Here is a 25,552-nt window from a genome sequence, read left to right as displayed (position 1 = left end):
GCCGGGCCGACCGCCCAGGGTGTGGCAATACCCACACGTCGAAGCGTCTCCGTTGTGCAAACTCTCCTTGGCCGACAGCGGTCTCATAGGCAAGGATCGGGCCTCATGGACCTGCTGAACACGCTGGTGGACAAGGGGCTTCGGCGCGAACTGCCGACCCGTGACGAGGCACTCGCCGTTCTCGCCACCTCTGACGACGATCTGCTCGATGTGGTGGCCGCGGCCGGAAAGGTGCGCCGTCACTGGTTCGGCCGACGGGTGAAACTCAACTACCTCGTCAACCTCAAGTCGGGCCTGTGTCCGGAGGACTGCTCCTACTGCTCGCAGCGGCTCGGCTCCAAGGCCGACATCCTCAAGTACACCTGGCTGAAGCCCGACGAGGCCTCGCGGGCCGCGGCGGCGGGGCTGGCCGGAGGGGCGAAGCGGGTCTGTCTGGTGGCGAGCGGGCGCGGGCCCACGGACCGTGACGTGGACCGGGTGTCGGACACCATCAAGGCGATCAAGGACGGCAACGAGGGCGTCGAGGTGTGCGCCTGTCTCGGACTGCTCTCCGACGGCCAGGCCGAACGGCTGCGCGAGGCGGGTGCGGACGCGTACAACCACAACCTGAACACGTCCGAGGGGACGTACGGGGACATCACGACCACGCACACGTACGCCGATCGGGTGGAAACCGTGCAGAAGGCGCACGCGGCCGGGCTGTCCGCGTGCTCGGGGCTGATCGCCGGCATGGGCGAGAGCGACGAGGACCTCGTCGACGTCGTCTACTCGCTGCGCGGACTCGACCCCGACTCCGTGCCGGTCAACTTCCTGATCCCCTTCGAGGGCACCCCGCTCGCCAAGGAGTGGAACCTCACCCCGCAGCGCTGTCTGCGCATCCTGGCGATGGTCCGGTTCGTCTGCCCGGACGTCGAGGTCCGGATCGCTGGCGGCCGTGAGGTCCATCTGCGCACGATGCAGCCCCTCGCCCTGCACCTGGCCAACTCGATCTTCCTCGGCGACTACCTCACCAGCGAGGGCCAGGCGGGCCAGGCGGACCTGGAGATGATCGCCGACGCCGGCTTCGAGGTGGAGGGCGCGGGCGAGGTGACGCTGCCGGAGCACCGGGTCGCCGCTGGCGGGGGCTGCGGGTCGCACGAGAGCGCCGGGTGCGGGTCCCACGGGAGCGCCGGGTGCGGGTCGCACGACGGTGGCGCCGGGTGCGGGTCGCACGAGAGCGGCGGTGTCTGCGGGTCCGCGCCGGTGAGCGCGGCGGAGGAGAAGGCGTCCGAGGCGCGCACGGATCTCGTCGCGGTACGGCGCCGGGGCGCCGGCACGGACCTCGCGCCCAATGCCTGAGCCGATGCCGCTGGACGTTCTGCTCGATCTCGACCGCCGCCACGTCTGGCACCCGTACGGGCCCATGCCCGGCCGGCAGGAGCCGCTCGTCGTGGAGTCGGCGAACGGGGTCCGGCTGCGGGTGCGGACGGCGGACGGGCCGTCCGGCGCCGGAGGGCCCGGGGAGCGGACCGTCGAACTGATCGACGGCATGTCGTCCTGGTGGTCCGCGATCCACGGCTACAACCACCCCGCGCTGAACGAGGCGGCCCGCGCCCAGGTGGAACGCATGAGCCATGTGATGTTCGGCGGGCTCACGCACGAGCCCGCCGTAGGACTGGCGAAGCGCCTTGTCGACATGTCACCCGAGGGTCTGGAGCACGTCTTCCTCGCCGACTCCGGATCGGTCTCGGTCGAGGTCGCCGTCAAGATGTGCCTGCAGTACTGGCGCTCGCTCGGCAGGCCGGACAAGCGACGGCTGCTGACCTGGCGCGGCGGCTACCACGGCGACACCTGGCAGCCGATGTCCGTGTGCGACCCCGACGGCGGGATGCACGACCTGTGGACCGGTGTCCTGCCGCGCCAGGTGTTCGCACAGGCCCCGCCGTGTGGCTACGAGGAGCCGTACGCGGACCGTCTGCGCGAGCTGATCGGGCGGCACGCCGACGAGCTGGCCGCGGTGATCGTGGAGCCGGTGGTGCAGGGCGCGGGCGGCATGCGGTTCCACTCCCCCGCGTATCTGCGGGTGCTGCGTGAGGCGTGCGACGCGCACGGCGTCCTGCTCGTCCTCGACGAGATCGCGACGGGCTTCGGGCGGACGGGCACGCTGTTCGCCGCGGAGCACGCGGGCGTGACTCCGGACGTGATGTGCGTCGGGAAGGCGCTGACCGGCGGCTACATGACGATGGCCGCGACGCTGTGCACCGAACGGGTGGCCGACGGCATCTCGCGCGGGGACGTGCCGGTCCTCGCGCACGGGCCGACCTTCATGGCCAATCCGCTGGCGGCGGCCGTGGCCTGCGCGTCCATCGATCTGCTGCTCGGCCAGGACTGGCAGAGCGAGGTCAAGCGGGTCGAGGCGGGGCTGCGGGAGGGGCTCTCGCCCGCCACCGCGATCGAGGGGGTCGAGGACGTCCGGGTTCTGGGCGCCATCGGCGTCGTCCAGCTCGACCACGAGGTGGACATGGCGGCGGCGACACGGGCCGCCGTGCGCGAGGGCGTGTGGCTGAGGCCGTTCCGCGACCTCGTCTACACGATGCCGCCGTACGTCACCGGCGACGACGACGTGGCCAGGATCGCGCGCGCGGTGTGCGCGGCGGCACGGGAGGGATGACATGCCGGTACTGGTGATCACGGGGACGGGCACGGAGATCGGCAAGACGGTCACGACCGCCGCCGTCGCCGCGACCGCCCTCGCGGCCGGGCGGTCCGTGGCCGTGCTCAAACCCGCGCAGACGGGGGTGCGCGAGGACGAGCGCGGGGACGCCGCGGAGGTGGCGCGGCTCGCCGGGCCGGTGACCACGCGGGAACTCGCCCGCTATCCCGAGCCCTTGGCGCCCGCAACGGCCGCCCGGCGCAGCGGCCTGCCTCCGGTGACCCCCGAGGAGGTGGCGCGGGCCTCGGCCGATCTCGCCACCGGGCACGACCTGGTGCTCGTCGAGGGAGCGGGCGGTCTGCTCGTACGGTTCGACGAGAAGGGCGGCAGCCTGGCGGACGCGGCCGCCCTGCTCGACGCACAGGTCCTGGTCGTCGCTCCGGCCGGGCTCGGCACGCTCAACAGCACCGAGCTGACCGCCCGTGAACTGCGGGGCCGGGGCCTCGACTTCCTCGGGGTCGTCCTCGGCTCCTGGCCCGGCTCCCCCGACCTGGCGTCCCGCTGCAACCTCGCCGACCTGCCCACCGTGGCCGGCGCTCCGCTCCTGGGCGCGCTGCCCGCGGGCGCGGGGGCCAGGACTCCCGCCGGCTTCCGTGCCGCGGCGCCGGGCTGGCTGGCGCCGGGGCTGGGCGGGACGTGGGACGCGGTGGCGTTCACGGCACGCCACACCTCGGGGACGTAGACCGGGAGGGCCGGGCCGGCCGGACGGTTTCTCGCTCGCACGGGTGCGCGGAGCCCGGACGGGGGAGAATCGTGGGTACGGTACGGCCCGCACCACCCGGGAGGCTTGTCATGCAGCTGTTCCGGTCGTCCGGCTCCGCCAAGGTGCCCCGGGACGCCGTGCACCACCCCCTGTTCGCCCGCTCCTACGCCCGCCTCAGCGTGGCCGCCGAGACGAAGGCCGGCATGGGCCCCGTACGCGACGAACTGCTCGCCGGCCTGTCCGGCCGGGTCATCGAGATCGGCGCGGGCAACGGCCTGAACTTCGCGCGCTATCCGGGTGCCGTCAGCGAGGTCGTCGCCGTCGAACCGGAGCGGCTGCTGCGCCGGCTGGCCGTCGAGGCGGCCGTGCGCGCCGAGGTGCCCGTCGACGTGGTGCCGGGCACGGCGGAGGCGCTCCCCGTCAAGAGCGAGGCCTTCGACGCGGCCGTGCTCTCGCTGGTCCTGTGCAGCGTCCGGGACGTGCGGCGGGCTCTCGGTGAGCTGCGGCGGGTGCTGCGGCCCGGCGGGTGCGTCCGGTTCTTCGAGCACGGCAGCGGCGGCGGCCGTGCGATGCGGTACACACAGCGAGCACTGGACCGCACGGTGTGGCCGCCGCTCGCCGGTGGCTGCCACCTCTCCCGGGACCCGGTCGGCGCCCTGCGGGACACGGGGTTCGAACTGGGGCCCGTCCGGCGGATGCTGATGCCGGAGAAGGGACCCCGGCTGCCCTCCTCGTACTGCGTGCTGGGCTCCGCGCGGCGTCCGGCGAAGCCGTAGGCCACCGCGGGAAGAGGGGCGCCGCGGGGTGGTGTCACAGGCTCCAGCGGCGCAGTTCCTCGGCGATGTCCGCCACGCCGGCGTCGCCGCCCTTCACCAGGCGGGCGAGGTCGCGCACCTGTTCGGGCGAGGTGACGACCTTCAGGCCGCTGGCCACCAGGTAGGCGTAGGCGACGGCCGAGGCGAACATCGCGTTGGACCGCTCCAGCGCGGGCACGTGCAGCAGGAGCTGGAGCAGGGCGGCGGCGCGGGCCTGCGGGCTGTCGTAGACGGGGACGCCGAAGATCTCCGCCTCGTGTCTGCTGACCGCGGCGACGAGCGCTCCCCAGTCCGAGACCTGCGGATCCCCCGGTGTCTTCCGCTCGGCGACCATCAGGAGCCAGGCGAGGTCGACTCTCAGGCTGCTCAAGGGATCAACGACGACCTTCGCGTGTGTGCTGCTCCGCGCCGAACTCCTCGGCGAAGACGGTCTCGTACTGCTTCATGAAGTCGGCTGCCGCCTCCACGAAGGTGTGGCCGACCTCTCCGGTGTCCTGCCGGACGAGTTCCTCGATGTAGCGGTTCACGCTCATCCCACGCTCCAGGGCTCGCTCCCGGGCCGCGCGGGCCGTGCCCTCGTCCACCCGGACGTTCAGCTGGGTCTTCGCCATACCTCGAAGCTAGCGCCGAACAGCTAGCGGGGGCAAGGGGAGAGCGGGGTCCGCCCGGTGCGCGGGGATACCGGCCGCGCCCCTCGCCCCACTACGCTCGGCCGGGACGAGGAGTCGGGACAGCCACAATCTAGGAGGCGGCCTTGTCCACACCTGCTGCGGAGCACGCCCCGGCCCGTCCCGGCGGTGAGGGGATCGCCGCTCGCGCCCGGGGGCTGACCAAGGCGTACGGCTCGGGCGAGACGGCCGTGATCGCCCTCGACTCGGTGGACGTCGACATCGCGCGGGGCCGCTTCACCTCGGTCATGGGCCCCTCGGGCTCCGGGAAGTCCACGCTGATGCACTGCCTCGCCGGGCTCGACACGGTGTCGGCCGGGCAGGTGTGGCTCGGAGACACCGAGATCACCGGGCTGAAGGACAGCGAGCTGACGCGGCTGCGCCGGGACCGGATCGGGTTCATGTTCCAGTCGTTCAACCTCATCCCGACGCTGAGCGCGGCCGAGAACATCACCCTGCCCATGGACATCGCCGGCCACAGGCCGGACCGGGAGTGGGTGGACCGGGTGATCGACACGCTCGGTCTGCGCGCCCGGCTGAAGCACCGGCCCGCGCAGTTGTCCGGCGGTCAGCAGCAGCGCGTCGCATGCGCCCGCGCGCTGGCCTCCCGCCCCGAGCTGATCTTCGCGGACGAGCCGACGGGCAACCTCGACTCGCGCGCCGGCCTGGAGGTACTCGGCTTCCTGCGCGAGGCCGTCGACAGCCTGGGCCAGACCGTCGTCATGGTCACCCACGACCCGGGCGCCGCCGGCCACTCCGACCTGGTGCTCTTCCTGGGTGACGGCCGGATCGTGGACGAGATGTCCCGGCCGACGGCCGAGGCCGTGCTGGAGCGCATGAAGCGCTTCGACACGGCCAGGTCGGCGCACGGTCCCGCCGCGCACGGCGTGGGCGGTCCCGAAGCCGCCCCCGGCGGCACGGGCTGACGCCGGGACGCGGACCGGGCCGGAGCCGGACCGCCTCGGCCCGGTCCGCGCCCGGCGTCCGTCCCGGATCGCGGGGAATCACGGGTCGCCGCCGCACACCCGTGGTGGGATCACCGCATGAGTGAGCTACGGATACGGGCCGCGACGCCCGCCGACCTCGACGACGTGCTGACCTTCTGGAAGCTCGCCGCCGAGGGCACGAGCATCAGTGACGACCGCGACGGCGTGGGGCGGCTGATCACCCGCGATCCCGGGGCACTGATCCTCGCCGTGCGGGTGGCACCCGTGCCGGCGGGAACCGCGGCCGCGGTGAGCGGCGAGGAGCTGGCGGGCACCGTCATCGCCGGGTTCGACGGCTGGCGCTGCCACCTCTACCGGCTGGCGGTGCACCCCGGGCGGCGGCGGCTCGGGATCGGTTCGGCGCTGCTGCGCGCCGCCGAGGAGCGGTTCGTCCGCCTGGGCGGGCGCCGCGCGGACGCCATGGTTCTCGAGGCCAACGAACGGGCGCATCATGCCTGGCGGGCGGCGGGGTACACGCCCGAGGAGCGCTGGCGCCGCTGGGTGAAGCCACTCGGCACGTGAGCGACTTTGCTGGTCCTTTACCATGGGGGATCAGTGATCCCCCCTACGTGGAAAGGTGTGAGCGTCCGCCCATGGGCGAGCCTCCCAGTAGCCGACATCGCGCGATCCTCCAGCCCCTGGCCGATCCTGGAGCGGAGGTGACCCGATGACCGAAGTGCTGCTCCTGCTGGCGGCGGTCGCGCTCTCGCTGCTGTGCGGCGCCTTCGTGGCGGCCGAGTTCTCGCTCACCACGGTCGAGCGCAGCGACCTCGAGCGTGCCGTCGAGCGCGGCGAGCGGGGCGCGTCGGGCGCCCTCAGGGCCGTACGCAACCTGACCTTCCAGCTCTCCGGCGCGCAGCTCGGCATCACCGTCACCAACCTGGTGGTCGGCATGCTCTCGGAGTCGTCCATCGCCAAGCTCATCGCGGGTCCGCTGGAGGCCGTCGGCGTGCCCCGGTCGGCGTCGAGCTCGGTCGCGCTCGTGATCGGCACGGCCCTGTCGACGGTCTTCCTGATGGTCGTCGGCGAGCTCGTGCCCAAGAACTGGGCGATCTCCTCCCCCCTCGCCGTGGCGAAGAAGGTGGCGACCCCGCAGCGCTGGTTCAGCGCCGCCTTCCGCCCCTTCATCAGCCATCTGAACGGCACGGCGAACCACGTCGTACGCCGCTTCGGGCTGGAGCCCACCGAGGAGCTGGCCTCCGCGCGCGGCCCCAAGGAGCTGGTGGCCCTCGCCCGGCACTCGGCGAAGGAGGGGGCCCTGGAGGCGGACACCGCCGAGCTGTTCGTCCGCACCCTCAACCTCGCCGACCTCACCGCGGAGAACGTGATGACACCGCGCGTCCAGGTCATGGCCCTCGACGTCCAGGCGACCTGCGAGGACGTGGCGAACGCGACCCGGGCGACCGGGCTGTCCCGGTTCCCCGTCTACCGCGGCAACCTCGACTCGGTCGTCGGGACCGCGCACATCAAGGACGTACTCGCCCTGCCCGCCGAGCGCCGGCCGCTGGTCCGCGTCGCGCAGCTGATGCGCGAGCCGCTGCTCGTACCCGAGTCGCTCACCGTCGACCGGCTCCTCGACCGGCTCTCCGGCAAACGCACGATGGCCGTCGTCATAGACGAGTACGGCGGCACCGCCGGGGTCGCCACCCTGGAGGACATCGTCGAGGAGGTCGTCGGCGAGGTGCGCGACGAGCACGACCCGCACGAGACGCCCGACCTCGCCCCGGCCGGCACGGACGACGACGGCCGCACACTGTTCTCGGCCGACGGCGCCGCCCGTACCGACCAGCTCGCCCGGGTCGGCCTGCGGGCGCCGGACGGGCCCTACGAGACCCTGGCCGGGCTCGTCGCGACCGAGCTGGGCCGCATCCCCGCCGTCGGGGACACCGTCGGCGTCTCCGGCTGGCGTCTCGACGTGGTCGACGCCTCCGGGCACCGGGCGGCGCGGGTGCTGATGCACGCGCCCCGCGCGCACCAGCGGGAGGAGAACGACCGATGACCGCTGTACAACTGCTGATCGGCCTGGCGACGCTCGTCGTGAACGCCTTCTTCGTGGGCGCCGAGTTCGCCCTGATCTCGGTGCGCCGCAGCCAGATCGAGCCGTACGCGGAGGAGGGCGACCGCCGGGCGCGCAGCGTCATGTGGGGCCTGCAGCACGTCTCCGCACTGCTCGCCGCGGCCCAGCTGGGCATCACCCTGTGCACGCTGGTCCTGGGCATCGTCGCCGAACCGGCGATCGCGCATCTGCTGGAGCCGGTCTTCGAGGCGGTGGGTGTGCCCGAGGGCGCGGGTCACGCGGTCTCGTTCGTGATCGCGCTCACCCTGGCCACGTATCTGCACATGCTGCTCGGCGAGATGGTCCCGAAGAACATCGCCCTCGCGGAGCCGGTCCGCAGCGCGCTGCTGCTCGGCCCGCCGCTGGTCACGCTCTCCCGCGCGCTGCGGCCGGTCATCTTCACGGTGAACGCGTTCGCGAACGGGCTGCTGAAGCTGCTCCGGGTGGAGGCGAAGAACGAGGTCACGGCGACCTTCTCCGACGACGAGCTGGCGCGTCTCGTGCAGGACTCCTCGGACGCCGGTCTCATCGACGACCGCGCCCAGGAGCGGCTGCGCGACGCGCTGGAGCTGGGCCGTCGCCCGGTGCGTGACGTGGCCCTTCCGCTGGAGAGCGTGGTCCACGCGCGCGTGGGGGTCACTCCCGAGCAGCTGGAGGAGCTCTCCGCGAAGTCCGGCTTCTCGCGCTTCCCCGTCGTCGACGACGGCCGCCGGATCGTCGGCTATCTGCACGTCAAGGACGCGCTGGACGCGCTGCCGCGCGATCTTCCCTTCCGCGTCCAGGAGATGCGGGCGATCGCCCGGGTCCGGGAGAACACCCCGCTGGACGACGTGCTGACGGCGATGCGCCGCAGCCGCACGCACCTCGCCGCGGTCCTGAGTCCGGACGGCCGCCTCGGGGGCCTGGTGACCATGGAGGACGTGCTGCGGGAGCTGTTCGGGCAGGTGGTCTGAGGCGTCGGGTGGTGGGCGTCGGACAGGCGGTCACTCCGGCGCCGGCGGCGGTCCGGGGGTGTCCGGGGCGGTCGACGGCGGTGTCCGGGGGCGGCCTGCGGGGGTCCGCCGTGGCCCACCGCCGGGCCTGCCGGGCGGTGGGCCCGTGCGACCGGCCGGTGGGTACGCCCATGCGACCGGCCGGGCGACCGACCGGTGGGTATGGGACCGGGATACCATTTCTCCCGCCATGCAGACGAACCCCGCGCACACCAGCCTCGTCGCCCTCGGCGACTCCTTCACCGAGGGCATGTCCGACCTGCTGCCCGACGGCTCCTACCGGGGCTGGGCCGACCTCCTCGCGGCACGGATGGCCGCGCACAACCCCGGCTTCCGGTACGCCAACCTCGCGGTCCGCGGCAAACTCATCGCGCAGATCGTCGCGGAACAGGTGGACGTCGCCGTGGCCATGCGTCCCGACGTCATCACGCTCGTCGGCGGGCTGAACGACACGCTGCGGCCCAAGTGCGACATGGGCAGGGTGCGGGCGCTGCTGGAGGAGGCGGTGGAGCGGCTCGCCCCTGCCTGCGAGCAGCTGGTGCTGATGCGCAGCCCGGGCCGCAGCGGTCCGGTGCTGGAGCGGTTCCGGCCCCGTATGGAGGAGCTGTTCAGCTACGTCGACGATCTCGCCGGGCGCCACGGCTCGCTGGTCGTCGACCTGTACGGGGCGCGTTCCCTGGCCGATCCCCGCATGTGGGACGTGGACCGGCTGCATCTGACGGGCGAGGGCCATCGCAGGGTCGCCGAGGCCGTCTGGCAGGTCCTCGGGTACGCGCCCGAGGACGCCGGGTGGCACACCCCGATGCCGCCCACGGCGCCGCCCGGCTGGACCGCCCGCCGGATCGCGGACGCCCGCTTCGCCCGGCGGCACCTCCTCCCCTGGATAGGCCGCCGCCTGACCGGCCGCTCCTCCGGCGACGGCCTCCCCGCCAAGCGCCCCGAGCTGCTGCCGTACGAGGAGCCGCTGGGACAGAGCCTCCCGCAGGGGAACCGGCCGGGGACGTGAGGCACCACTCGTAGGTTCCCACGAACAACCCGCGGCGCTGGCCTGCACGAATCGCCAGTAGAATCGGTCCACGTGACTGCCGCGCCTGCAAAGCCCCGTATCCCGAACGTTCTCGCCGGACGCTACGCCTCCGCCGAGCTCGCCACCCTCTGGTCCCCCGAGGAGAAGGTGAGGCTCGAACGCCGCCTCTGGCTCGCTGTGCTGCGGGCCCAGAAGGACCTCGGCATCGAGGTGCCGGACGCGGCGATCGCCGACTACGAGCGCGTGCTCGACCAGGTCGACCTGGCCTCCATCGCCGAGCGCGAGAAGGTCACGCGGCACGACGTGAAGGCGCGGATCGAGGAGTTCAACGACCTCGCCGGCCATGAGCACGTCCACAAGGGCATGACCTCCCGCGACCTCACCGAGAACGTGGAGCAGCTGCAGGTCCGGCTCTCGCTGGAGCTGGTGCGCGACCGGACCGTGGCCGTGCTGGCCCGGCTCGGCAGGCTCGCGGGCGAGTACGGCGAGCTGGTGATGGCCGGCCGCTCGCACAACGTCGCGGCGCAGGCGACCACGCTCGGCAAGCGTTTCGCGACCGCCACCGACGAGCTGCTCGTCGCCCACGGCCGGGTCGAGGAACTCCTCACGCGCTACCCGCTGCGCGGCATCAAGGGCCCGGTGGGCACCGCCCAGGACATGCTGGACCTCCTCGGCGGGGACTCCGGCAAGCTGGCCGACCTGGAGCGGCGGATCGCCCTCCACCTCGGCTTCTCGCAGGCGTTCACGTCGGTCGGCCAGGTCTACCCGCGGTCGCTGGACTACGAGGTCGTGACCGCCCTGGTGCAGCTGGCCGCCGCGCCGTCCTCGCTCGCGAAGACGATCCGTCTGATGGCGGGCCACGAGCTGGTCACCGAGGGCTTCAAGCCGGGCCAGGTCGGCTCGTCCGCGATGCCGCACAAGATGAACACGCGTTCCTGCGAGCGGGTCAACGGCCTGATGGTCATCCTGCGCGGGTACGCCTCGATGACCGGCGAGCTGGCCGGCGACCAGTGGAACGAGGGCGACGTGTCGTGCTCGGTGGTGCGCCGGGTCGCGCTCCCCGACGCTTTCTTCGCGCTCGACGGGCTGCTGGAGACCTTCCTCACCGTCCTCGACGAGTTCGGCGCCTTCCCGGCCGTCGTCGCGCGTGAGCTGGACCGCTACCTGCCGTTCCTCGCGACCACCAAGGTCCTGATGGGCGCGGTCCGCGCGGGCGTGGGCCGTGAGGTCGCGCACGAGGCCATCAAGGAGAACGCCGTCGCCTGCGCGCTCGCCATGCGCGAGCAGGGCGCCGAGCGCAACGAACTCCTCGACAGGCTCGCGGCGGACGAGCGCATCCCGCTGGACCGCGCGGCGCTCGACGAACTGATGGCCGACAAGTTGTCCTTCACCGGCGCGGCGGGCGACCAGGTCGCGACGGTCGTCGGCCGGGTCGAGGAGATCGTCGAGCGCTACCCGCAGGCCGCGGGCTACACGCCGGGAGCCATCCTCTGACCCGGCTCACCGCCGCCGACCTGGAGGCCGCCCGCGACCGGCTCGTGCCGGACATCGTCGCGGACGGCCTCCGCGTCCTGTTCTGCGGCATCAACCCGGGCCTGATGACGGCCGCCACGGGCCACCATTTCGCGCGCCCCGGCAACCGCTTCTGGCCGGTGCTGCACCTCTCCGGCTTCACACCCCGGCTGCTGAAACCGTCGGAGCAGGGCGAGTTGCCGTCGTACGGGCTCGGCATCACGAACGTGGTGGCGCGGGCGAGTGCGCGGGCAGATGAGCTGACCCCGGATGAGTACCAAGAGGGCGGCCGTCTGCTGAGTGCCAAGGTGACCGCGCTGCGGCCCCGGTGGCTGGCCGTCGTCGGCGTGACGGCCTACCGCGCGGCCTTCGACGACCGCAAGGCCGTCATCGGGCCGCAGGAGCGGACGATCGGCTCCACCCGGATCTGGGTGCTGCCCAACCCCAGCGGGCTGAACGCGCACTGGACGGCGGCCACCATGGCCGAGGAGTTCGGCCGGCTGCGCGCGGCGGCCGAGGGGCCCGGGTCCTGAGGTCTCCCGGTCCCCCGTCACGGCACGTCTATGTCCGTGACGACCGCGAGGAGCTGGAACGGCAGTTCGCCGTCCCACTGGGAGACGCCGAGGGCCACCCACCGCCCGTGGGTGCCCTCCTGCCAGAGGTGGACGTCGGGCACGTGCGAGCTCAGCGAGGACCAGGGTTCCGGTATGTCCTCCCCGTCCGCCGACCGCGCGAACAGGCTCGCCAGGCTGAACCGCTGCGGGCTCCCCCAGCGGCCGCTGAGCAGCTCCGACAGGCCGTCCCGGTCGGCGTCGAAGCGGTCCTCCGTCTCCTGTCGCCGGGTGCCGTCGTCCTCCCAGAAGTCGTCGCTGGTCGCTAACTCGGCGATGTGGTAGCCGGGTCCACCGGTGCCGGTGCCCGACCTGCCGTGCTCCACCGGGAACTCCCAGGAGCACAGCAGGTCGATCGTGGCGAGGTGCTGCGCGAGGGTCATGCCGTTCAGTAAAGCCCCTGCCACTGACAATCGGCGTGGCGTCAGGACGCCCGCCCCGGGGCCGGGTTCGGCCCGGGTCACGCGTCCCGGCGCCGTACGCTCCGGGCCCCCGCGAGCAGCGCCGCCGCGGCCCACGCGCCGGTCATCGCGAGCCCGGACCACGGCCCGAGGGAGCCGTCGGGCGTCTCGTGGAGGACCGCCTGCCCCGCCCGGTCGGGAAGGAAGTCGGCGACGCCGCCCGACACATCGCCGACGACGAAGGAGACGATCAGCAGGAACGGGATCAGGATGCTCATCGTGGCGACGCCACTGCGCAGTACCGCCGTCAGGCCCGCGGCCAGCAGGGCCATCAGCGCCAGATACACGCCGCAGCCGACTGCCCCGCGCAGACCCGCGGACCACGTGGGCCCACTGTCCTCGACGTCCAGCACCGCCTTGCCCACGAGCAGGCTGACGATGCCCGTGAGCAGGCCCACGAGCAGGGCCGGTCCGCCGACGGCCAGCGCCTTCGCGGCGAACCACCGCGACCGGTCGGGCACCGCGGCGAGCGAGACCCGCAGGGCGCCGCCCTGGAACTCGGACGAGAACGCCGTCGCGCCGAAGGCGATGGCCGCGATCTGCCCGAAGTTGACACCGAGGAACGCCGAGAAGAGCGGGTCGTACTCCGGATCGTCGGCGGCGTCGAGTCCGGCCAGTGCGGAGAAGACCGCGGTGGCGAGCACCATCGCGGCCAGGGCGCCCACGAGCGGCCGCAGGGCGCGGATCTTGATCCACTCCGAGCGCAGTACGGGAACGAACGGCATCGTCAGGCCTCCTGGGTCGGCGCGGGGGACTGCGCGGCGGCGAACTCGGCCTCGCCGGCCGTCAGTTCGAGGTAGGCCTGCTCCAAGGTGGCCTCTCGCGCCGAGAGTTCGAGGACGGGCAGCCCCGCGTCGAAGGCGAGGCGCCCGATGTCGTCCACGCGCGCGTCCCGCACGGTCCAGCCTCCGTCCTCGTCCCGCGCCGCCTCGAGACGGTGCCGCGCGAGCAGGGAACCCAGTGCGGCGCCGTCCGTGGTGCGGACCCGCACCTGCGGCCGCACGCGTGCGTGGAGGAACTCCCCCATCCGTGTGTCGGTGAGCAGCCGCCCCCGGCCGAGGACGACGAGGTGGTCGGCGAAGGACGCGGTCTCGTTCATCAGGTGGCTGGAGACGAGGACCGTGCGCCCCTCACCCGCGAGCCGGCGCAGCAACCGGCGTATCCAGATGATGCCTTCGGGATCGAGGCCGTTGGACGGCTCGTCGAGCATCACCACGGGCGGGTCGCCGAGGAGGGCGGCCGCGATGCCGAGCCGCTGCCGCATCCCCAGGGAGTAGGTCTTCACCCGGCGCCCCGCGACGGACGCGAGTCCCGTCTCCTCCAGCAGTTCGTCCACCCGGCGTTCGGGGACGCGGTTGCTCACGGCGAGTGCCCGCAGATGGTCGCGGGCCGTGCGCGATCCGTGGGCCGCCCCCGCGTCGAGCAGGGCGCCGACATGGCGCAGGGGTTCGCTCAGGGACGCGTAGGCGCGGCCGCCGACCGTCGCCGTGCCGGACGTCGGCCGGTCGAGGCCGAGGACGAGCCGCATGGTGGTGGACTTGCCGGCGCCGTTGGGGCCGAGGAAGCCGGTGACCCGGCCGGGCAGGACCCGGAAGGTGAGGCCGTCCACGGCGCGGACGCTGCCGTACTCCTTGGTGAGGTCTTGGACGTCGATGCTGGTCATGCCCCCACTCTCGCCGCCCGGTACGAAGGGCTCCTCCCCCACCGGTGGAGACCGTCTCCCCCGCCCGGGGGAGGTCACCTGCCGGTGCGCGCTGTCAGGATGGGCGGATGATCCGCCTCCTGCGCCCGCTGGTCCGCGGGACGACGTACTCGCGCCTGCTGCATCTGTGGATGCCGATCATGGCCATCAGCGTGTGGCTGTTCATCGACATGACGCGGCCGTGGGTGCCCCCGCTGGTGGCCGCCCTGCTCGGGCTGGTCCCGGCTGTGCGGCGGGGCGAGGGGATCCAGGCGCGCCTGCTGCTGGCGCGCGAGGACCGCGGCGGCGCTCAGGCGGACATCTCGGTCGAGCCGTCGGCCACCTGGCGGGACCGGCTGCGCACCGTGCTGTGGCTTCAGGCGCGCCTGCTGTTCGGGATGGCCACGGGAGTCGTCACGGTCTGGCTGCCGATGCTCGCCGTCGATCTCGCCGCGTCCGCGCACGGGGACATGTCCGTCGGCAACCCGGTGGTCGACGTCTCCGAACCCCACTGGGCCTACGCCCTGCTCGTCCCCGTGCCCCTGGTCGTGATGGCCGCGCTGGTCGTCGCCCTGGGCGAGCTGATCACGGCGGTCGCGGGCCGGCTGCTCGGCCCGTCCCCGGCCGAGCGCCTCGCTGCCCTGGAAGAGCGCACCGAGCAGCTGCTGGAGCGCAACCGCATCGCGCGCGAGCTGCACGACTCCATCGGTCACGCGCTGACGGTCGCGGTGGTGCAGGCGGGCGCGGCCCGCGCGGCCGGTGACCCGGAGTTCACCGAGCGGGCGCTCGGCGCCATCGAGGAGACCGGGCGGGCCGCGCTGGAGGACCTGGAGCGGGTGCTGGGCGTCCTGCGGGAGGAACGGCGGCCGGCGGCCGGCAGACCCACGCTGGCCGAGGCGGACCGGCTGCTGGACTCCGCGCGGGCCTCCGGCGCGAAGGTCGACGCCGAAGTGACGGGCCCCCTGGAGACGGTGCCGGGTCCGGTCTCCCGCGAGGGCTACCGGATGCTGCAGGAGTCACTGACCAACGTCCTGAGGCACGCGGGCAGCGTCCCGGTCCGCGTCCGCATCGCCGTCGAGGAGGGCGCATTGGGCCTGGAGGTCCGCAATCCGCTGGCCGCCGGAGCACCCGGCCCCGGCCGGGGCAGCGGACTGCGGGGCATACGGGAACGGGCGGTGCTGCTCGGCGGCCGGGCGCGGACCGGCCCGGACGCGGGTGACTGGCAGGTGCGCGTCGAGCTGCCGCTGAGCTGACCGTCGGGACGCCACGGCGCTGATCTACGCTGACCGGATGCCGGTCACCGTTCTGCTCGTCGACGACGAACCCCTCGTACGCGCCGGTCTGCGCGCCGTCCTGGAGGCGCAGCCGGACATCGAGGTCGTCGGGGAGGCGGCCGACGGGGCGTCGGTCATCCCGCTGGTCCGGCGGCTGCGGCCCGACGTCGTGGCCATGGACGTGCGGATGCCGCTGATGGACGGGATCGAGGCCACGCGCGCGGTGCTGCGGACCGTGGACGAACCGCCCAGGATCATCGTGGTGACGACGTTCGAGAACGACGAGTACGTCTACGAGGCACTGCGCGCGGGCGCCGACGGGTTCCTGCTGAAGCGCGCGCGGCCCGCCGAGATCGTGCACGCGGTGCGGGTCGTGGCGGGCGGCGAGTCGCTGCTCTTCCCCGCGGCCGTACGGCGGTTGGCGGCCGACCACGGGGACGGCGCGGCGGGGAACGCGGCGGCGCGCGCGGCGATGGAGCGGGCGGCACTGACCGAGCGGGAGGCGGAGGTGCTGCGGCTGATGGCCCGCGGGCTGTCGAACGCCGAGATCGCCGCGAGGCTGGTCGTGGGGACCGAGACGGTCAAGTCCCATGTCAGCTCCGTGCTGGCGAAGCTGGGGGCCAGGGACCGCACGCAGGCGGTCATCGCCGCCTACGAGTCGGGGTTCGTCTCGCCGGGCTGACGGGGGCCGCCACCGGCCGGGGTGCCCGGCACTCGCCGGTGCGCGCCGCGCCGAGTACGATCCGGCCAACACGCGCACGAGCTGGGAGGACGGACGTTGGGGCTGTTGACCGGCGGGGACCCCTCTCTGCTGCGAAGGATCAATTCCGCGGTCGTGCTGCACGCGCTGCGCGCGACGGACTGCGCGACGCTCACCGAGATCACGCGGGTGACCGGGCTGTCCCGGCCCACCGTCGAGGGCGTCGTCGAGGGGCTCATCGAAGCGGGCCTCGTGGTCGAGAAGGCCGCCGAGGAAGGGGCCGCCCGGCGCCAGGGCCGCCCGGCGCGGCGGTTCAGGTTCCGGGCCGAGGCCGGGCACCTGCTGGGCCTGGAGATCGGCCCGCACCGCGTCGCCGCGCTCCTGTCGGACCTGGACGGCCGGGTGCTCGGCGCCATGGCCAAGGAGGTCGACGAGACCGCGTCGGCGGACGAGCGGCTGGAGCGGCTGCGCACGGCGGTCGCCGAGCTGCTGCGCCGGGCCGGCGTCTCACGCGGTTCCCTGCGGGCCGTCGGTGTCGGCAGCCCCGGGATCGTGGAGGCGGACGGCACCGTGCGGCTGGGTACCGCGCTGCCGGAGTGGACGGGCCTCAGGCTGGGCGAGCGGCTGAGCCGTTCCTTCAAGTGCCCGGTGCTGGTGGAGAACGACGCCAACGCGGCGGCGGTCGCCGAGCACTGGAAGGGCTCGGCCGTCGAGTCCGACGACGTGGTGTTCGTGCTGGCCGGGCTGAGCCCGGGGGCCGGTTCGCTGATCGGCGGACGGCTGCACCGGGGCTACGGGGGCGCGGCCGGGGAGATCGGCGCCCTGCATCTGCTCGGCCGGGGGGCGACCCCGGAGAGGCTGCTGTCGACCACGGACGAGCCGCTGCATCCGCTGGACGAGCAGGCCGTCGCCGAGGTCTTCGCGCTCGCGCGCGGGGGCGACCAGCGGGCCCGCGCCGCCGTCGACCGTTTCATCCAGCGCCTGGTGCACGACGTGGCGGCGCTCGTCCTGGCCCTCGATCCCGAACTGGTCGTCATCGGCGGCTGGGCGGCCGGCCTGGACGGCATCCTGGAGCCGCTGCGCGGCGAGCTGGCGCGCTACTGCCTGCGGCCGCCCCGGGTCGTGCTGTCGATGCTCGGCGAGGCGGCGGTGGCGACCGGCGCGCTCCGGCTGGCCCTCGACCACGTCGAGGAGCAGCTGTTCGCGGTGGAGGGCACGGTCACGGCGCGCCGCTGAGACGGACCGGCTCCGGACCCGGACCAGCGGCACCCGTACGGCGTCAGGAGGCCTGGCGCCGGGGCGCGTCGTGGATCTCGACCGCGCCCTCGGCCCCGAACGTCAGACGGCAGGTGTCGGCGCGGTACGTGGCGACGGACACCGCCGCCGTACGGCCCTGGGCGAAGAACCGGGTGGTGACGACGAGGACGGGGGCGCCGGGCAGGCGGTCGAGCTCCCTGGCGTCGTCCGCGCGGGCGGAGCCGAGCTCCACGGCACGGTCCTGGCCGTCCAGGTCGAGACGCTGGAGTTCCCGCAGCACGGCACGCGCGCGGGAGGACCCCGTCGGGGAGTCGATGGCCGACAGCTCGGGCACCGAGGACGCCGGGATGTGGAGCAGGTCGGCGGCGACGGGCTGGCCGTGGGACACCCGGGATCGCCGCACCGTGTGCACCTGCTCCCCCTCGCCGGCCTCCAGCATCAGGGCGACGGCCGGGGAGGGGACGGTCAGGGCGCAGTCGGTGGCCTGCCAGTCGTCTCCGGACGCGCCGGGCCACACCTGCCGCTCGGAGCCGACGGCCACGCCCATCCGGGGCGGGGCGACGGTGGTTCCCACCCCGCGACGGCGCTGCAGTCTGCCTTCCAGTTCGAGCTGTTCCAGGGCCTGGCGCAGGGTCGCTCGCGCGACTCCGAACCGGGCGGCGAGCTCCCGCTCGTTGGGCAGGATCTCCCCCACCGAGAACTCGGAGTCCAGTGCCTCACTGAGCACGGTCCTCAGATGCCAGTACTTGGGCTCCGGCACCGTCTCCAGCTGCGTGGTCCCCACCCTGTCCTCCGCGATCGCCGTGGCCCGGCGGCGTTTTAACGCCCTTGTTTATTAAAGGTTCCTGCACTACTCCCTGCGACCATATGACCGCCCCCAGCCTTGGTCAAGACCAATCCTCGATCCTCGGGGAACGCGCGGGCGGGCGGACCGCCGGGCGTTGACACGGCGTTCGCGCGGGAGCGGCCCACACGGCGGGCGACGGTCACGGCACGCGCGACGCCCCTGCCCGGTGGCACCGGACAGGGGCGTCGCGCAGCGGGTGGGCGGGCCGTGAGCGGGGGTTACGCGGTCACGCGGTCGGCAGGGAGCCGAGCTTCTGGGGGTTGCGGACGATGTAGACGCACTGGATCCGCCCGTCCGCGACGTCCAGCTGGACGAGGCTGTCCGGCTTGCCCCCGGACAGCACGAGCACCGCGAGGCCGCCGTTGACCTCCAGGAGGCGGAACGCGGGATCCGGGACACCGTTCTCGGCGACGGCGGCGAGGAAGCGGCCCACCTTGTCGGGGGTCTCCAGCACCCGCAGCGGCGCCTTGGACAGTCCTCCGCTGTCGCCGACCAGGCGGACACCGGGGGCCAGCAGGGACATGAGTCCCTCGAAGTCGCCGCCGCCGGCCGCGGCGAGGAAACGCTCCGTCAGGTCGCGCCGTTCGGCGGGGTCGACCTCGTAGCGCGGCCGCCGCTCGTCGACGTGCCTGCGCGCCCGTGCGGCGAGCTGGCGGACGGCGGACTCGCCGCGGTCGAGGACGGTGGCGATCTCCGCGAACGGGTACCCGAAGGCCTCCCTGAGGACGAACACCGCGCGCTCCAACGGCGACAGCGACTCCAGGACGACCATGACCGCGAGCGAGACGGAGTCGGCGAGGACGGCCCGCTCGGCGGTGTCCGCGACGGCGTCCCCGAAGTCGGTGACGTACGGCTCGGGCAGCCAGGGGCCCACGTACGACTCCTTGCGGGTCTGGGCGGCACGGAGCCGGTCGATGGCGAGGCGGGTGGTGACGCGCACCAGGTAACCGCGCGGCTCGCGCACCTCGCTCCGGTCGGCGCCCGACCAGCGCAGCCAGGCGTCCTGGACCACGTCCTCGGCGTCGGCGACCCTCCCGAGCATGCGGTAGGCGACGCCCATCAGGACGGGTCGGTGCTCTTCGAAGACATCGGTCGCGGTTTCGGTCGTCACGGTCCCATCCCATCCGACCTTGCGCGGTGTGTCCAGGTCGGCGCGGGGCGGCGGGCGAACCGCCGCCGTCGGCCACCGGCGCGGACGCCGATGGACGGTGCCGGCACATGGCGCGTGGGGGTGCTCCGGTGGGTGCTGCGGTGGGTGGCGTACGGGGGCTACCGGTCGGTAGCCATTGCTGACAAGCTGTCTACCCCGATGCCCGCCACCGGCTCGCCACCCGTACCCGGCGCCCGCCACCAGTCGCCGCCCGTCCCGTACGACCTCCCCACCTCACCGCCCGTTCCCCGTACGACCCCCAGACCCAGACGAGGAGCAGCTCATGGCCGCCACGGTCTCCTTCAGCGTCCCCTCCCCTCACGGCCCGCGGACCGTGACCATGTCCTACGCGCGCGTGGGCACCGGCGAACCCCTGCTCCTGCTGCACGGCATCGGCCATCACCGGCAGGCCTGGGACCCGGTCGTCGGCATCCTGGCGGCCGAGCACGACGTGATCGCGGTCGACCTCCCCGGCTTCGGCGCGTCCCCGGCCCTGCCCGGGGGACTCCGGCACGACCTGGCGACCGTGGTGCCCGCGCTCCACGCGCTCTGCGAGACGCTGGGCGTCGAGCGGCCGCACGTGGCCGGCAACTCGCTGGGCGGCCTGCTCGCCCTCGAACTGGGCCGCGAGAAGCTCGTACGCTCGGTCACGGCCCTCTCGCCCGCCGGGTTCTGGTCGCAGGCCGAACGCCGGTACGCGTTCGGTCTCCTCTCGGCGATGCGGCACGCCGCGCGGCGCATGCCCCCTCCGCTCGTCGAACGGCTCTCGCTCACGCCCGCCGGCCGCGCGGTCCTGACGAGCACCATCTACGCGCGCCCGGGCAGGCGTTCACCGGAGGCCGTGGTGGCCGAGACCGCGGCCCTGGCGGGGGCCACGGGGTTCGCCGAGACACTGCGCGCCGGTGTGGACGTGCGGTTCACGGACGACGTCCCCGGCCTGCCGGTCACCGTCGCCTGGGGGACGCGGGACCGGATCCTGCTGCGCCGCCAGGGCGTCCGGGCCAAGCAGATCATTCCCCGCGCCCGTCTGGTGCGTCTGCCCGGATGCGGTCACGTGCCCATGAACGACGATCCGGCGCTGGTGGCCCGCGTCATCCTGGACGGGAGCCGGAGCGACTGAGCCCGGGGCGGGACAGGCGGTGCCCCGCTCCGCCGCCCTCGGCACCTCGCCCGCCGACCCGCCCGGCCCGCCCGTCCAGCACACCGGCTCGCCGCGCGTGACGCCGTGGCCGGTTCTCGCGCCCCGTGACACGCCGGGGGCGCACGGCGGTTCCTCAGCCGCGGGGGCCGGCTGTTCACTGGGGGCTTCCGTGTGCGCCGTGACGCGCGCGTGCGTCGCGGCGCACACCGGCCGAATCTGCCCCTGGAGGCGCGTTCATGTCGCACCGTTCGACCACGCCCAGCCCCCTGCCCGGACGCCGCGGCGTGCTGCGCGGTTCGCTCGCCGCGTCCGCCGCCCTGGCCCTGCCTTCCGCCGCCGCCGTCGCGGCGCCGGCGTTCGCCCTGTCGGGACGTCCCAGGGCGGGCTGGGGCGTCCAGACCGGGGACGTCACGGCCCACTCGGGGCTGGTGTGGGTGCGGTCCGACCGTCCGGCCCGGATGATCGTGGAGACGTCCGCGACCGAGTCGTTCCGCCGCACGCACCGATGGCACGGTCCGCTGATCGGCGCGGACACCGACTTCACCGGGACCACGCGGCTGCGCGGTCTGCCCTCCGGAGAGCAGATCCACTACCGCGTGCTGCTCGCCGACCCCGACGACCCGCGGCGGACCGGCGAGCCGGTGACCGGCACGTTCCGTACGACTGCGGCGAGCCGCCGCTCCGGTGTGCGGTTCCTGTGGTCCGGTGACATCGCGGGGCAGGGCTGGGGCATCAACCCGGACCTGGGCGGCTACCGCATCTACGAGGCGATGGGCGCGCTCGACCCCGACTTCTTCCTGTGCAGCGGCGACAACGTCTACGCCGACGGCCCCCTCTCGGCGACCGTGGCCCGGCCCGACGGCTCCACCTGGCGGAACATCACCACCGAGGAGAAGTCCAAGGTCGCCGAGACGCTCGCCGAGTTCCGCGGCAACTACCGCTACAACCTGCTCGACGAGAACCTGAGACGCTTCAACGCCCAGGTGCCGTCCGTCGTCCAGTGGGACGACCACGACGTGCGCAACAACTGGTACCCGGGAGAGGTGATCGCGTCCACGGACTCCCGTTACACCGAGAAGAGCCTCGACGTCCTCGCCGCCCGCTCCCGCCGCGCGTTCAGCGAGTACTTCCCCGTGTCGACGCTGCGTCCCGGCGCGCGGGACGGCCGGGTGCACCGGGTGATACGGCACGGTCCGCTGCTCGACGTGTTCGTGCTCGACATGCGCACGTACCGCGACGCCAACTCCCCCGGCACGCAGACCGCCGACCCGCAGGGCATCCTCGGCGCCGGGCAACTGGAGTGGCTCGAGCGGGAGCTGTCACGGTCGCGCGCGGTGTGGAAGGTGATCGCCGCCGGCATGCCCCTGGGCCTGGTCGTCCCGGACCGGACCGAGGGCCGGCCGAACGTCGACGGCGTGGCGCAGGGCGACCCCGGCGCCCCGCTCGGGCGGGAACTGCAACTCGCCGAACTCCTGCGCTTCGTCAAGCACCGGCGGATCACCGGCACCGTGTGGCTGACCGCCGACGTGCACCACACCTCGGCACAGCACTACCAGCCGTCGCGTGCCGCGTTCACCGACTTCGAACCGTTCTGGGAGTTCGTGTCCGGCCCGCTGAACGCGGGCGCCTTCCCGGCGACCGCGCTCGACGGCACGTTCGGCCCGGAGCGGGTCTTCGTGAAGGCGCCCGCCACCTCCAACGTCTCCCCCGCGGACGGCTACCAGTTCTTCGGCGAGGTCGACATCGACGGCGACAGCGGTGAACTGACCGTCCGGCTGCGGGAGCAGGACGGGAGCGTGCTGTTCACGAAGGTGCTGCAGCCGGGCCGCGTCGGACAGTGATCCGGTGGCGGCCGCGCCCGCGCGACCGCCGTGCGGCGAAGGGACCCGGCCGGCCGTCGCACTCCCGTACCCTCGAACCGCTGGGCCGCGCACCGGAGTCATCCCCCGGTGCGCGGCACGGTCCGGCAGCCGTCGGTGGCCGTCGCTGGTGCACCGGTCCCGCCCCCGCGTCGGTCGCTCGCCGCCGGAGAAGGGTGAAAAGAGCAACAAAAAGACCGGAATGACACTTTACCGATCAGTCACAAAGCGTTCGCAACCGCGCAACACCCTTCCTCCACAGTGGCCGTATGACTCCAGAACTGTCCGATGTGACACGTACGAGGAACGGCCGGCCGGTGCACCACTGGCGCCGGGACGTGGTCGAGCTAGCGGCGCTGTTCACGGCGGTCGCGGTCGCGGACGCCGTCGCCAACCTGATCGGGCACGGCCCGGACGGACCCGCGCTGCTGGTGATCTCGGCCGTCGTCCTGGCCGCCACGGCCGGGTTCCACACCTGGTGGGCACGGCGCCACGGCCACGCGCCGCCGATCGGCGATACGGACGCCCCGGCGCCGTCCGGGGCACGCGAAACCGGGGCACGCGAAACCGGGGCACGCGATTCCGGAGCGGGTGACGCCGGGGAGACCGTGTTGTGGCGGATGCGGACGACGGTGCGGGACGAGCCGGGTTCACTGGCCGCGCTGTGCACCGTGCTGGCCGGGCAGCGGATCGACATCCTGAACCTGCAGACGCATCCGCTGGCCCACGGCACCGTGGACGAGTTCCTGCTGCGCGCCCCCGCCGGGCTGGCCGCCTCCGGCATCTCCGGGACCGTCTCCCGCGCGGGTGGCGCGGAGACGTGGATCGAGCGCGCCGACGCCCACGACCTGGTGGACGCCCCGACCCGGGTGCTGGGCCTCGCCACCCGCACGGCCCTCGACGCGGCCGAACTACCGTTGGCGCTGCGCCAGTTGCTCGGCCGGTGCACCATCCGCTCCTCGCCCGCGAAGTCCCCGGGCTCCGGCCGTCCCACCGCGGCCACCCCCGTGGAGGGCGTCCTGGAGGACACGGTGATGCGGCTGCGGACGCCCGAGGGCGGCACCGTCACCGTGGAGCGGCCCCATCCCCCGTTCACCCCGACCGAGTTCGCCCGGGCGCGGGCGCTGGTGGAGCTGGACGCGCGGCTCGGCCCGCGGATCCCGCACGGCCGCGACGTCCTGACCCTGCCGCGGGGCAACGCCATCACCGTGCGCCGCGCCGACGCCCGCGACATCGAGGCCGCCAAGGCCATGCACGAGCGCTGCTCACCGGACACCCTGACCAAGCGCTACCACGGCCCGGTCGGCGACGCCGACCGCTATCTCGACCACCTGCTGAGCCCTCGGTTCGGGCGGACGCTCGCGGTGCAGACGGCGTCGGGACGGCTGGTCGGGCTCGGCCATCTCCTCTGGGACGGCGACGAGACGGAGGTCGCCCTGCTCGTCGAGGACGACTGGCAGCGGCGCGGCATCGGCGGCGAGCTGCTCGGCCGGCTCGTGACGATGGCGGTCGAGGCGGGCTGCGAGAGCGTGTACGCCGTCACCCGGGCGTCCAACACGGGGATGGTCGCCGCCATGCGCGGGCTCGGCCTCCCGCTCGACTACCAGATCGAGGAGGGCACCCTGGTGATCACGGCCCGGCTGGACGCCGCCACGGCGGCCTCCCGGCTGCCCCACGGGAGCGAGCGCCGGAGCTAGACGGTGTCTGGCGCATGACCGCGACGCCGCGGGCATGTGCCAGACACCCCTGGGGCGGCCGGGGCTCCCGGATCTCCGGCGCCCCGGCCCGGCGGGGGCCTCAGGCCCCGGCGCCCTCCGCCGCCGTCGCGCCGCTCAGCGCCGGGTGCGCCTCCTCGCCGTCCGGCCGGCCGGAGCCGAGCGCCGCGTCCAGGTCGGCCCACAGGTCCTCGACGTCCTCCAGGCCCACGGAGAGCCGCAGCAGCCGGTCGCTGACGCCCGCGCCGCGGCGGTCGTCGGCGGCCACGATGCGGTGGCTGATGGACGCCGGGTGCTGGATCAGCGTGTCGACGCTGCCGAGGCTGACGGCCGGGGTGACCAGCCGGACCCCGGCGATGACCTCGTGCGGGTCGCCGTGCACCTCGAAGGCGATCATGGCGCCGCCGATGCGGGGATAGTGGACGCGGGCCACGCGCGGGTCGGCGGCGAGCCGGCCGGCCAGTTCCGCTGCGGTCGCCGACGCGGCCCGGACCCGTACGGGCAGCGTGGACAGCCCGCGCAGCAGCAGATAGCCCGCGAGCGGGTGCAGCACACCTCCGGTGGCGAAGCGCACCTGCCGCAGCTGCCGGGCGAACTCCTCGTCGCAGGCGACCACTCCGCCCATCACGTCACCGTGCCCGCCCAGGTACTTGGTGGCACTGTGCAGGACGAGGCGCGCGCCCTGCTCGGCGGGGCGCTGCAGCACCGGCGTCGCGAAGGTGTTGTCCGCGAGCAGCGGTACGGACCCGCAGGCGTGGGCGACGGCGCGCAGGTCGAGTTCGGCGAGCGTCGGGTTGGCGGGCGACTCGACCATCACGAGGCCGGTGTCGGGGCGCAGGGCGTCCGCGATGCCCGCCGGGTCGACCCAGGTGACCTCGGAGCCCAGGAGTCCGGCGTTGAGCAGGTGGTCGCTGCAGCCGTAGAGGGGGCGCACGGCGACGACATGGCGCAGGCCCATCGCGTTGCGCACCAGCAGCACCGCGCTCAGGGCGGCCATGCCGCTCGCGAACGCCACGGCGCTGTCGGTGCCCTCGAGGCGGGCGAGGGCCGTCTCGAACCGGGCCACGGTCGGATTGCCGAGCCGGGCGTAGACGGGCGGACCCTCCGGTTCGGCGCCGTCGGCCGCGAACGCGTCGATCCTGGCGGCCTCCGCGCGGCTGTCGTAGGAGGGGTAGGTGGTGGACAGGTCGATCGGCGCCGCGTGCAGTCCCTGCGCGGCCAGATCGTCGCGCCCCGCGTGCACGGCCTCGGTGGCCAGTGCCCGGGGACGGCCTCCGGTGCGTATGCCGGAATCCATGTTCATGCCCCTGCCGCCTCTCATGTCCATGCCCGCGCCCGCGTCGCCGCGGGGCCGGCTCGGTGTCCGTGGCAGAGATACTGAACAGCCACCGGGGCTTCGCTGCGA

At 73.7% G+C, this 25,552-nt stretch carries 25 protein-coding genes; 17 read left to right on the top strand and 8 right to left on the bottom strand.

The window, feature by feature from the left end:
- Positions 1-105: 105 nt before the first annotated feature.
- The 4 genes from bioB to ACFY93_RS16650 all read left to right on the top strand — a co-directional run bounded on the left by bioB (position 106) and on the right by ACFY93_RS16650 (position 4,171).
- Positions 106-1,338 carry a biotin synthase BioB gene (gene bioB, locus ACFY93_RS16665; RefSeq protein ID WP_391358881.1) on the top strand — a complete coding sequence of 411 codons (1,233 nt, stop codon included), beginning with the start codon at positions 106-108 and terminating at the stop codon, positions 1,336-1,338.
- Positions 1,331-2,650, top strand: coding sequence for an adenosylmethionine--8-amino-7-oxononanoate transaminase (locus ACFY93_RS16660; RefSeq protein WP_391358878.1), 1,320 nt, complete (start codon positions 1,331-1,333; stop codon positions 2,648-2,650). The genes bioB and ACFY93_RS16660 overlap by 8 nt, the downstream gene beginning before the upstream one ends.
- 1 nt (position 2,651) lies before the next feature.
- Positions 2,652-3,374, top strand: a complete 723-nt coding sequence (bioD, locus tag ACFY93_RS16655; protein WP_391358875.1) for a dethiobiotin synthase — start codon at positions 2,652-2,654, stop codon at positions 3,372-3,374.
- Between the two features lie 110 nt (positions 3,375-3,484).
- Positions 3,485-4,171 carry a methyltransferase domain-containing protein gene (locus ACFY93_RS16650; RefSeq protein WP_391358872.1) on the top strand — a complete coding sequence of 229 codons (687 nt, stop codon included), beginning with the start codon at positions 3,485-3,487 and terminating at the stop codon, positions 4,169-4,171.
- A 34-nt stretch (positions 4,172-4,205) separates the two neighbouring features.
- On the opposite strand, the gene ACFY93_RS16645 is transcribed toward ACFY93_RS16650, so the two are convergent.
- Positions 4,206-4,580 carry a fic family toxin-antitoxin system, toxin component gene (locus ACFY93_RS16645; protein ID WP_391358869.1) on the bottom strand — a complete coding sequence of 125 codons (375 nt, stop codon included), beginning with the start codon at positions 4,578-4,580 and terminating at the stop codon, positions 4,206-4,208.
- Between the two features lie 4 nt (positions 4,581-4,584).
- Entirely contained in the window at positions 4,585-4,821 is a 237-nt protein-coding gene (locus ACFY93_RS16640; protein ID WP_391358867.1) for a toxin-antitoxin system HicB family antitoxin, read from the bottom strand.
- Positions 4,822-4,964: 143 nt separating this feature from the next.
- On the opposite strand from ACFY93_RS16640, the gene ACFY93_RS16635 reads away from it, so the two are divergent.
- The 7 genes from ACFY93_RS16635 (at position 4,965) to mug (ending at position 11,984) form a co-directional block, all read left to right on the top strand.
- Positions 4,965-5,804, top strand: a complete 840-nt coding sequence (locus tag ACFY93_RS16635; RefSeq protein WP_391358864.1) for an ATP-binding cassette domain-containing protein — start codon at positions 4,965-4,967, stop codon at positions 5,802-5,804.
- Between the two features lie 117 nt (positions 5,805-5,921).
- Entirely contained in the window at positions 5,922-6,386 is a 465-nt protein-coding gene (locus ACFY93_RS16630; protein WP_391358860.1) for a GNAT family N-acetyltransferase, read from the top strand.
- A 145-nt stretch (positions 6,387-6,531) separates the two neighbouring features.
- Positions 6,532-7,863 carry a CNNM domain-containing protein gene (locus ACFY93_RS16625; protein WP_391358857.1) on the top strand — a complete coding sequence of 444 codons (1,332 nt, stop codon included), beginning with the start codon at positions 6,532-6,534 and terminating at the stop codon, positions 7,861-7,863.
- The gene (locus ACFY93_RS16620) at positions 7,860-8,873 is read left to right on the top strand and encodes a CNNM domain-containing protein (RefSeq protein ID WP_391358855.1); all 1,014 of its coding nucleotides are present in this window, start codon (positions 7,860-7,862) and stop codon (positions 8,871-8,873) included. The genes ACFY93_RS16625 and ACFY93_RS16620 overlap by 4 nt, the downstream gene beginning before the upstream one ends.
- A gap of 229 nt (positions 8,874-9,102) precedes the next feature.
- A complete protein-coding gene (locus ACFY93_RS16615) occupies positions 9,103-9,918 on the top strand; it encodes an SGNH/GDSL hydrolase family protein (protein WP_391358852.1) in 816 nt (271 codons plus the stop codon).
- 72 nt (positions 9,919-9,990) lie between these two features.
- The gene (purB, locus tag ACFY93_RS16610) at positions 9,991-11,433 is read left to right on the top strand and encodes an adenylosuccinate lyase (protein WP_391358848.1); all 1,443 of its coding nucleotides are present in this window, start codon (positions 9,991-9,993) and stop codon (positions 11,431-11,433) included.
- Between the two features lie 44 nt (positions 11,434-11,477).
- Positions 11,478-11,984 carry a G/U mismatch-specific DNA glycosylase gene (mug, locus tag ACFY93_RS16605; protein WP_391358846.1) on the top strand — a complete coding sequence of 169 codons (507 nt, stop codon included), beginning with the start codon at positions 11,478-11,480 and terminating at the stop codon, positions 11,982-11,984.
- Between the two features lie 17 nt (positions 11,985-12,001).
- Here mug and ACFY93_RS16600 read toward each other — a convergent pair whose 3' ends face one another.
- From ACFY93_RS16600 to ACFY93_RS16590, 3 genes are all read right to left on the bottom strand, one after another.
- Positions 12,002-12,445: a hypothetical protein gene (locus ACFY93_RS16600; protein WP_391358844.1), complete on the bottom strand. Its 444-nt coding sequence runs from the start codon at positions 12,443-12,445 to the stop codon at positions 12,002-12,004.
- 77 nt (positions 12,446-12,522) lie between these two features.
- Entirely contained in the window at positions 12,523-13,248 is a 726-nt protein-coding gene (locus tag ACFY93_RS16595; protein ID WP_391358842.1) for an ABC transporter permease, read from the bottom strand.
- 2 nt (positions 13,249-13,250) lie between these two features.
- Positions 13,251-14,186, bottom strand: a complete 936-nt coding sequence (locus ACFY93_RS16590) for an ATP-binding cassette domain-containing protein (protein WP_391358839.1) — start codon at positions 14,184-14,186, stop codon at positions 13,251-13,253.
- A gap of 107 nt (positions 14,187-14,293) precedes the next feature.
- Between ACFY93_RS16590 and ACFY93_RS16585 the strand changes: the two genes are divergently transcribed.
- The 3 genes from ACFY93_RS16585 (at position 14,294) to ACFY93_RS16575 (ending at position 17,414) form a co-directional block, all read left to right on the top strand.
- Positions 14,294-15,457 carry a histidine kinase gene (locus ACFY93_RS16585; protein WP_391358836.1) on the top strand — a complete coding sequence of 388 codons (1,164 nt, stop codon included), beginning with the start codon at positions 14,294-14,296 and terminating at the stop codon, positions 15,455-15,457.
- 37 nt (positions 15,458-15,494) lie between these two features.
- A complete protein-coding gene (locus ACFY93_RS16580; protein ID WP_391358833.1) occupies positions 15,495-16,160 on the top strand; it encodes a response regulator in 666 nt (221 codons plus the stop codon).
- A gap of 96 nt (positions 16,161-16,256) precedes the next feature.
- A complete protein-coding gene (locus ACFY93_RS16575; RefSeq protein WP_391358831.1) occupies positions 16,257-17,414 on the top strand; it encodes an ROK family protein in 1,158 nt (385 codons plus the stop codon).
- A gap of 43 nt (positions 17,415-17,457) precedes the next feature.
- On the opposite strand, the gene ACFY93_RS16570 is transcribed toward ACFY93_RS16575, so the two are convergent.
- Entirely contained in the window at positions 17,458-18,219 is a 762-nt protein-coding gene (locus ACFY93_RS16570; protein ID WP_391358829.1) for a GntR family transcriptional regulator, read from the bottom strand.
- A 289-nt stretch (positions 18,220-18,508) separates the two neighbouring features.
- Positions 18,509-19,393 (bottom strand): RNA polymerase sigma-70 factor, encoded by an 885-nt coding sequence (locus ACFY93_RS16565; RefSeq protein ID WP_391358827.1) that lies wholly within the window; start codon positions 19,391-19,393, stop codon positions 18,509-18,511.
- Between the two features lie 322 nt (positions 19,394-19,715).
- On the opposite strand from ACFY93_RS16565, the gene ACFY93_RS16560 reads away from it, so the two are divergent.
- The 3 genes from ACFY93_RS16560 (at position 19,716) to ACFY93_RS16550 (ending at position 24,129) form a co-directional block, all read left to right on the top strand.
- Positions 19,716-20,552, top strand: a complete 837-nt coding sequence (locus ACFY93_RS16560; RefSeq protein WP_391358824.1) for an alpha/beta fold hydrolase — start codon at positions 19,716-19,718, stop codon at positions 20,550-20,552.
- Positions 20,553-20,809: 257 nt separating this feature from the next.
- A complete protein-coding gene (locus ACFY93_RS16555) occupies positions 20,810-22,414 on the top strand; it encodes an alkaline phosphatase D family protein (protein WP_391358822.1) in 1,605 nt (534 codons plus the stop codon).
- Positions 22,415-22,701: 287 nt separating this feature from the next.
- Positions 22,702-24,129, top strand: a complete 1,428-nt coding sequence (locus ACFY93_RS16550; protein WP_391358819.1) for a GNAT family N-acetyltransferase — start codon at positions 22,702-22,704, stop codon at positions 24,127-24,129.
- Positions 24,130-24,229: 100 nt separating this feature from the next.
- Here the strand turns inward: ACFY93_RS16550 and ACFY93_RS16545 are convergent, their stop codons facing one another.
- Positions 24,230-25,450 carry a PLP-dependent transferase gene (locus ACFY93_RS16545; protein WP_391358817.1) on the bottom strand — a complete coding sequence of 407 codons (1,221 nt, stop codon included), beginning with the start codon at positions 25,448-25,450 and terminating at the stop codon, positions 24,230-24,232.
- Between the last annotated feature and the right edge of the window lie 102 nt (positions 25,451-25,552).

The sequence above is a fragment of the Streptomyces sp. NPDC008313 genome, assembly GCF_042956125.1.
Classification (GTDB): Bacteria; Actinomycetota; Actinomycetes; order Streptomycetales; family Streptomycetaceae; genus Streptomyces.
The sequence above is the reverse complement of the archived record's forward strand: the minus strand, read 5'-3'. Positions and strand labels throughout refer to the sequence as shown.

Excerpts from the sequence above, each read along its gene's own strand:
- ACFY93_RS16550 (WP_391358819.1), top strand. The coding sequence starts at position 22,702 with ATGACTCCAGAACTGTCCGATGTGACACGTACGAGGAACGGCCGGCCG.
- ACFY93_RS16595 (WP_391358842.1), bottom strand. The coding sequence starts at position 13,248 with ATGCCGTTCGTTCCCGTACTGCGCTCGGAGTGGATCAAGATCCGCGCC.
- ACFY93_RS16615 (WP_391358852.1), top strand. The coding sequence starts at position 9,103 with ATGCAGACGAACCCCGCGCACACCAGCCTCGTCGCCCTCGGCGACTCC.
- ACFY93_RS16650 (WP_391358872.1), top strand. The coding sequence starts at position 3,485 with ATGCAGCTGTTCCGGTCGTCCGGCTCCGCCAAGGTGCCCCGGGACGCC.
- ACFY93_RS16640 (WP_391358867.1), bottom strand. The coding sequence starts at position 4,821 with ATGGCGAAGACCCAGCTGAACGTCCGGGTGGACGAGGGCACGGCCCGC.
- ACFY93_RS16600 (WP_391358844.1), bottom strand. The coding sequence starts at position 12,445 with ATGACCCTCGCGCAGCACCTCGCCACGATCGACCTGCTGTGCTCCTGG.
- ACFY93_RS16620 (WP_391358855.1), top strand. The coding sequence starts at position 7,860 with ATGACCGCTGTACAACTGCTGATCGGCCTGGCGACGCTCGTCGTGAAC.
- ACFY93_RS16585 (WP_391358836.1), top strand. The coding sequence starts at position 14,294 with ATGATCCGCCTCCTGCGCCCGCTGGTCCGCGGGACGACGTACTCGCGC.
- ACFY93_RS16625 (WP_391358857.1), top strand. The coding sequence starts at position 6,532 with ATGACCGAAGTGCTGCTCCTGCTGGCGGCGGTCGCGCTCTCGCTGCTG.
- ACFY93_RS16660 (WP_391358878.1), top strand. The coding sequence starts at position 1,331 with ATGCCTGAGCCGATGCCGCTGGACGTTCTGCTCGATCTCGACCGCCGC.
- ACFY93_RS16630 (WP_391358860.1), top strand. The coding sequence starts at position 5,922 with ATGAGTGAGCTACGGATACGGGCCGCGACGCCCGCCGACCTCGACGAC.
- ACFY93_RS16580 (WP_391358833.1), top strand. The coding sequence starts at position 15,495 with ATGCCGGTCACCGTTCTGCTCGTCGACGACGAACCCCTCGTACGCGCC.
- ACFY93_RS16560 (WP_391358824.1), top strand. The coding sequence starts at position 19,716 with ATGGCCGCCACGGTCTCCTTCAGCGTCCCCTCCCCTCACGGCCCGCGG.
- ACFY93_RS16590 (WP_391358839.1), bottom strand. The coding sequence starts at position 14,186 with ATGACCAGCATCGACGTCCAAGACCTCACCAAGGAGTACGGCAGCGTC.
- bioB (WP_391358881.1), top strand. The coding sequence starts at position 106 with ATGGACCTGCTGAACACGCTGGTGGACAAGGGGCTTCGGCGCGAACTG.
- ACFY93_RS16545 (WP_391358817.1), bottom strand. The coding sequence starts at position 25,450 with ATGAACATGGATTCCGGCATACGCACCGGAGGCCGTCCCCGGGCACTG.
- ACFY93_RS16555 (WP_391358822.1), top strand. The coding sequence starts at position 20,810 with ATGTCGCACCGTTCGACCACGCCCAGCCCCCTGCCCGGACGCCGCGGC.
- bioD (WP_391358875.1), top strand. The coding sequence starts at position 2,652 with ATGCCGGTACTGGTGATCACGGGGACGGGCACGGAGATCGGCAAGACG.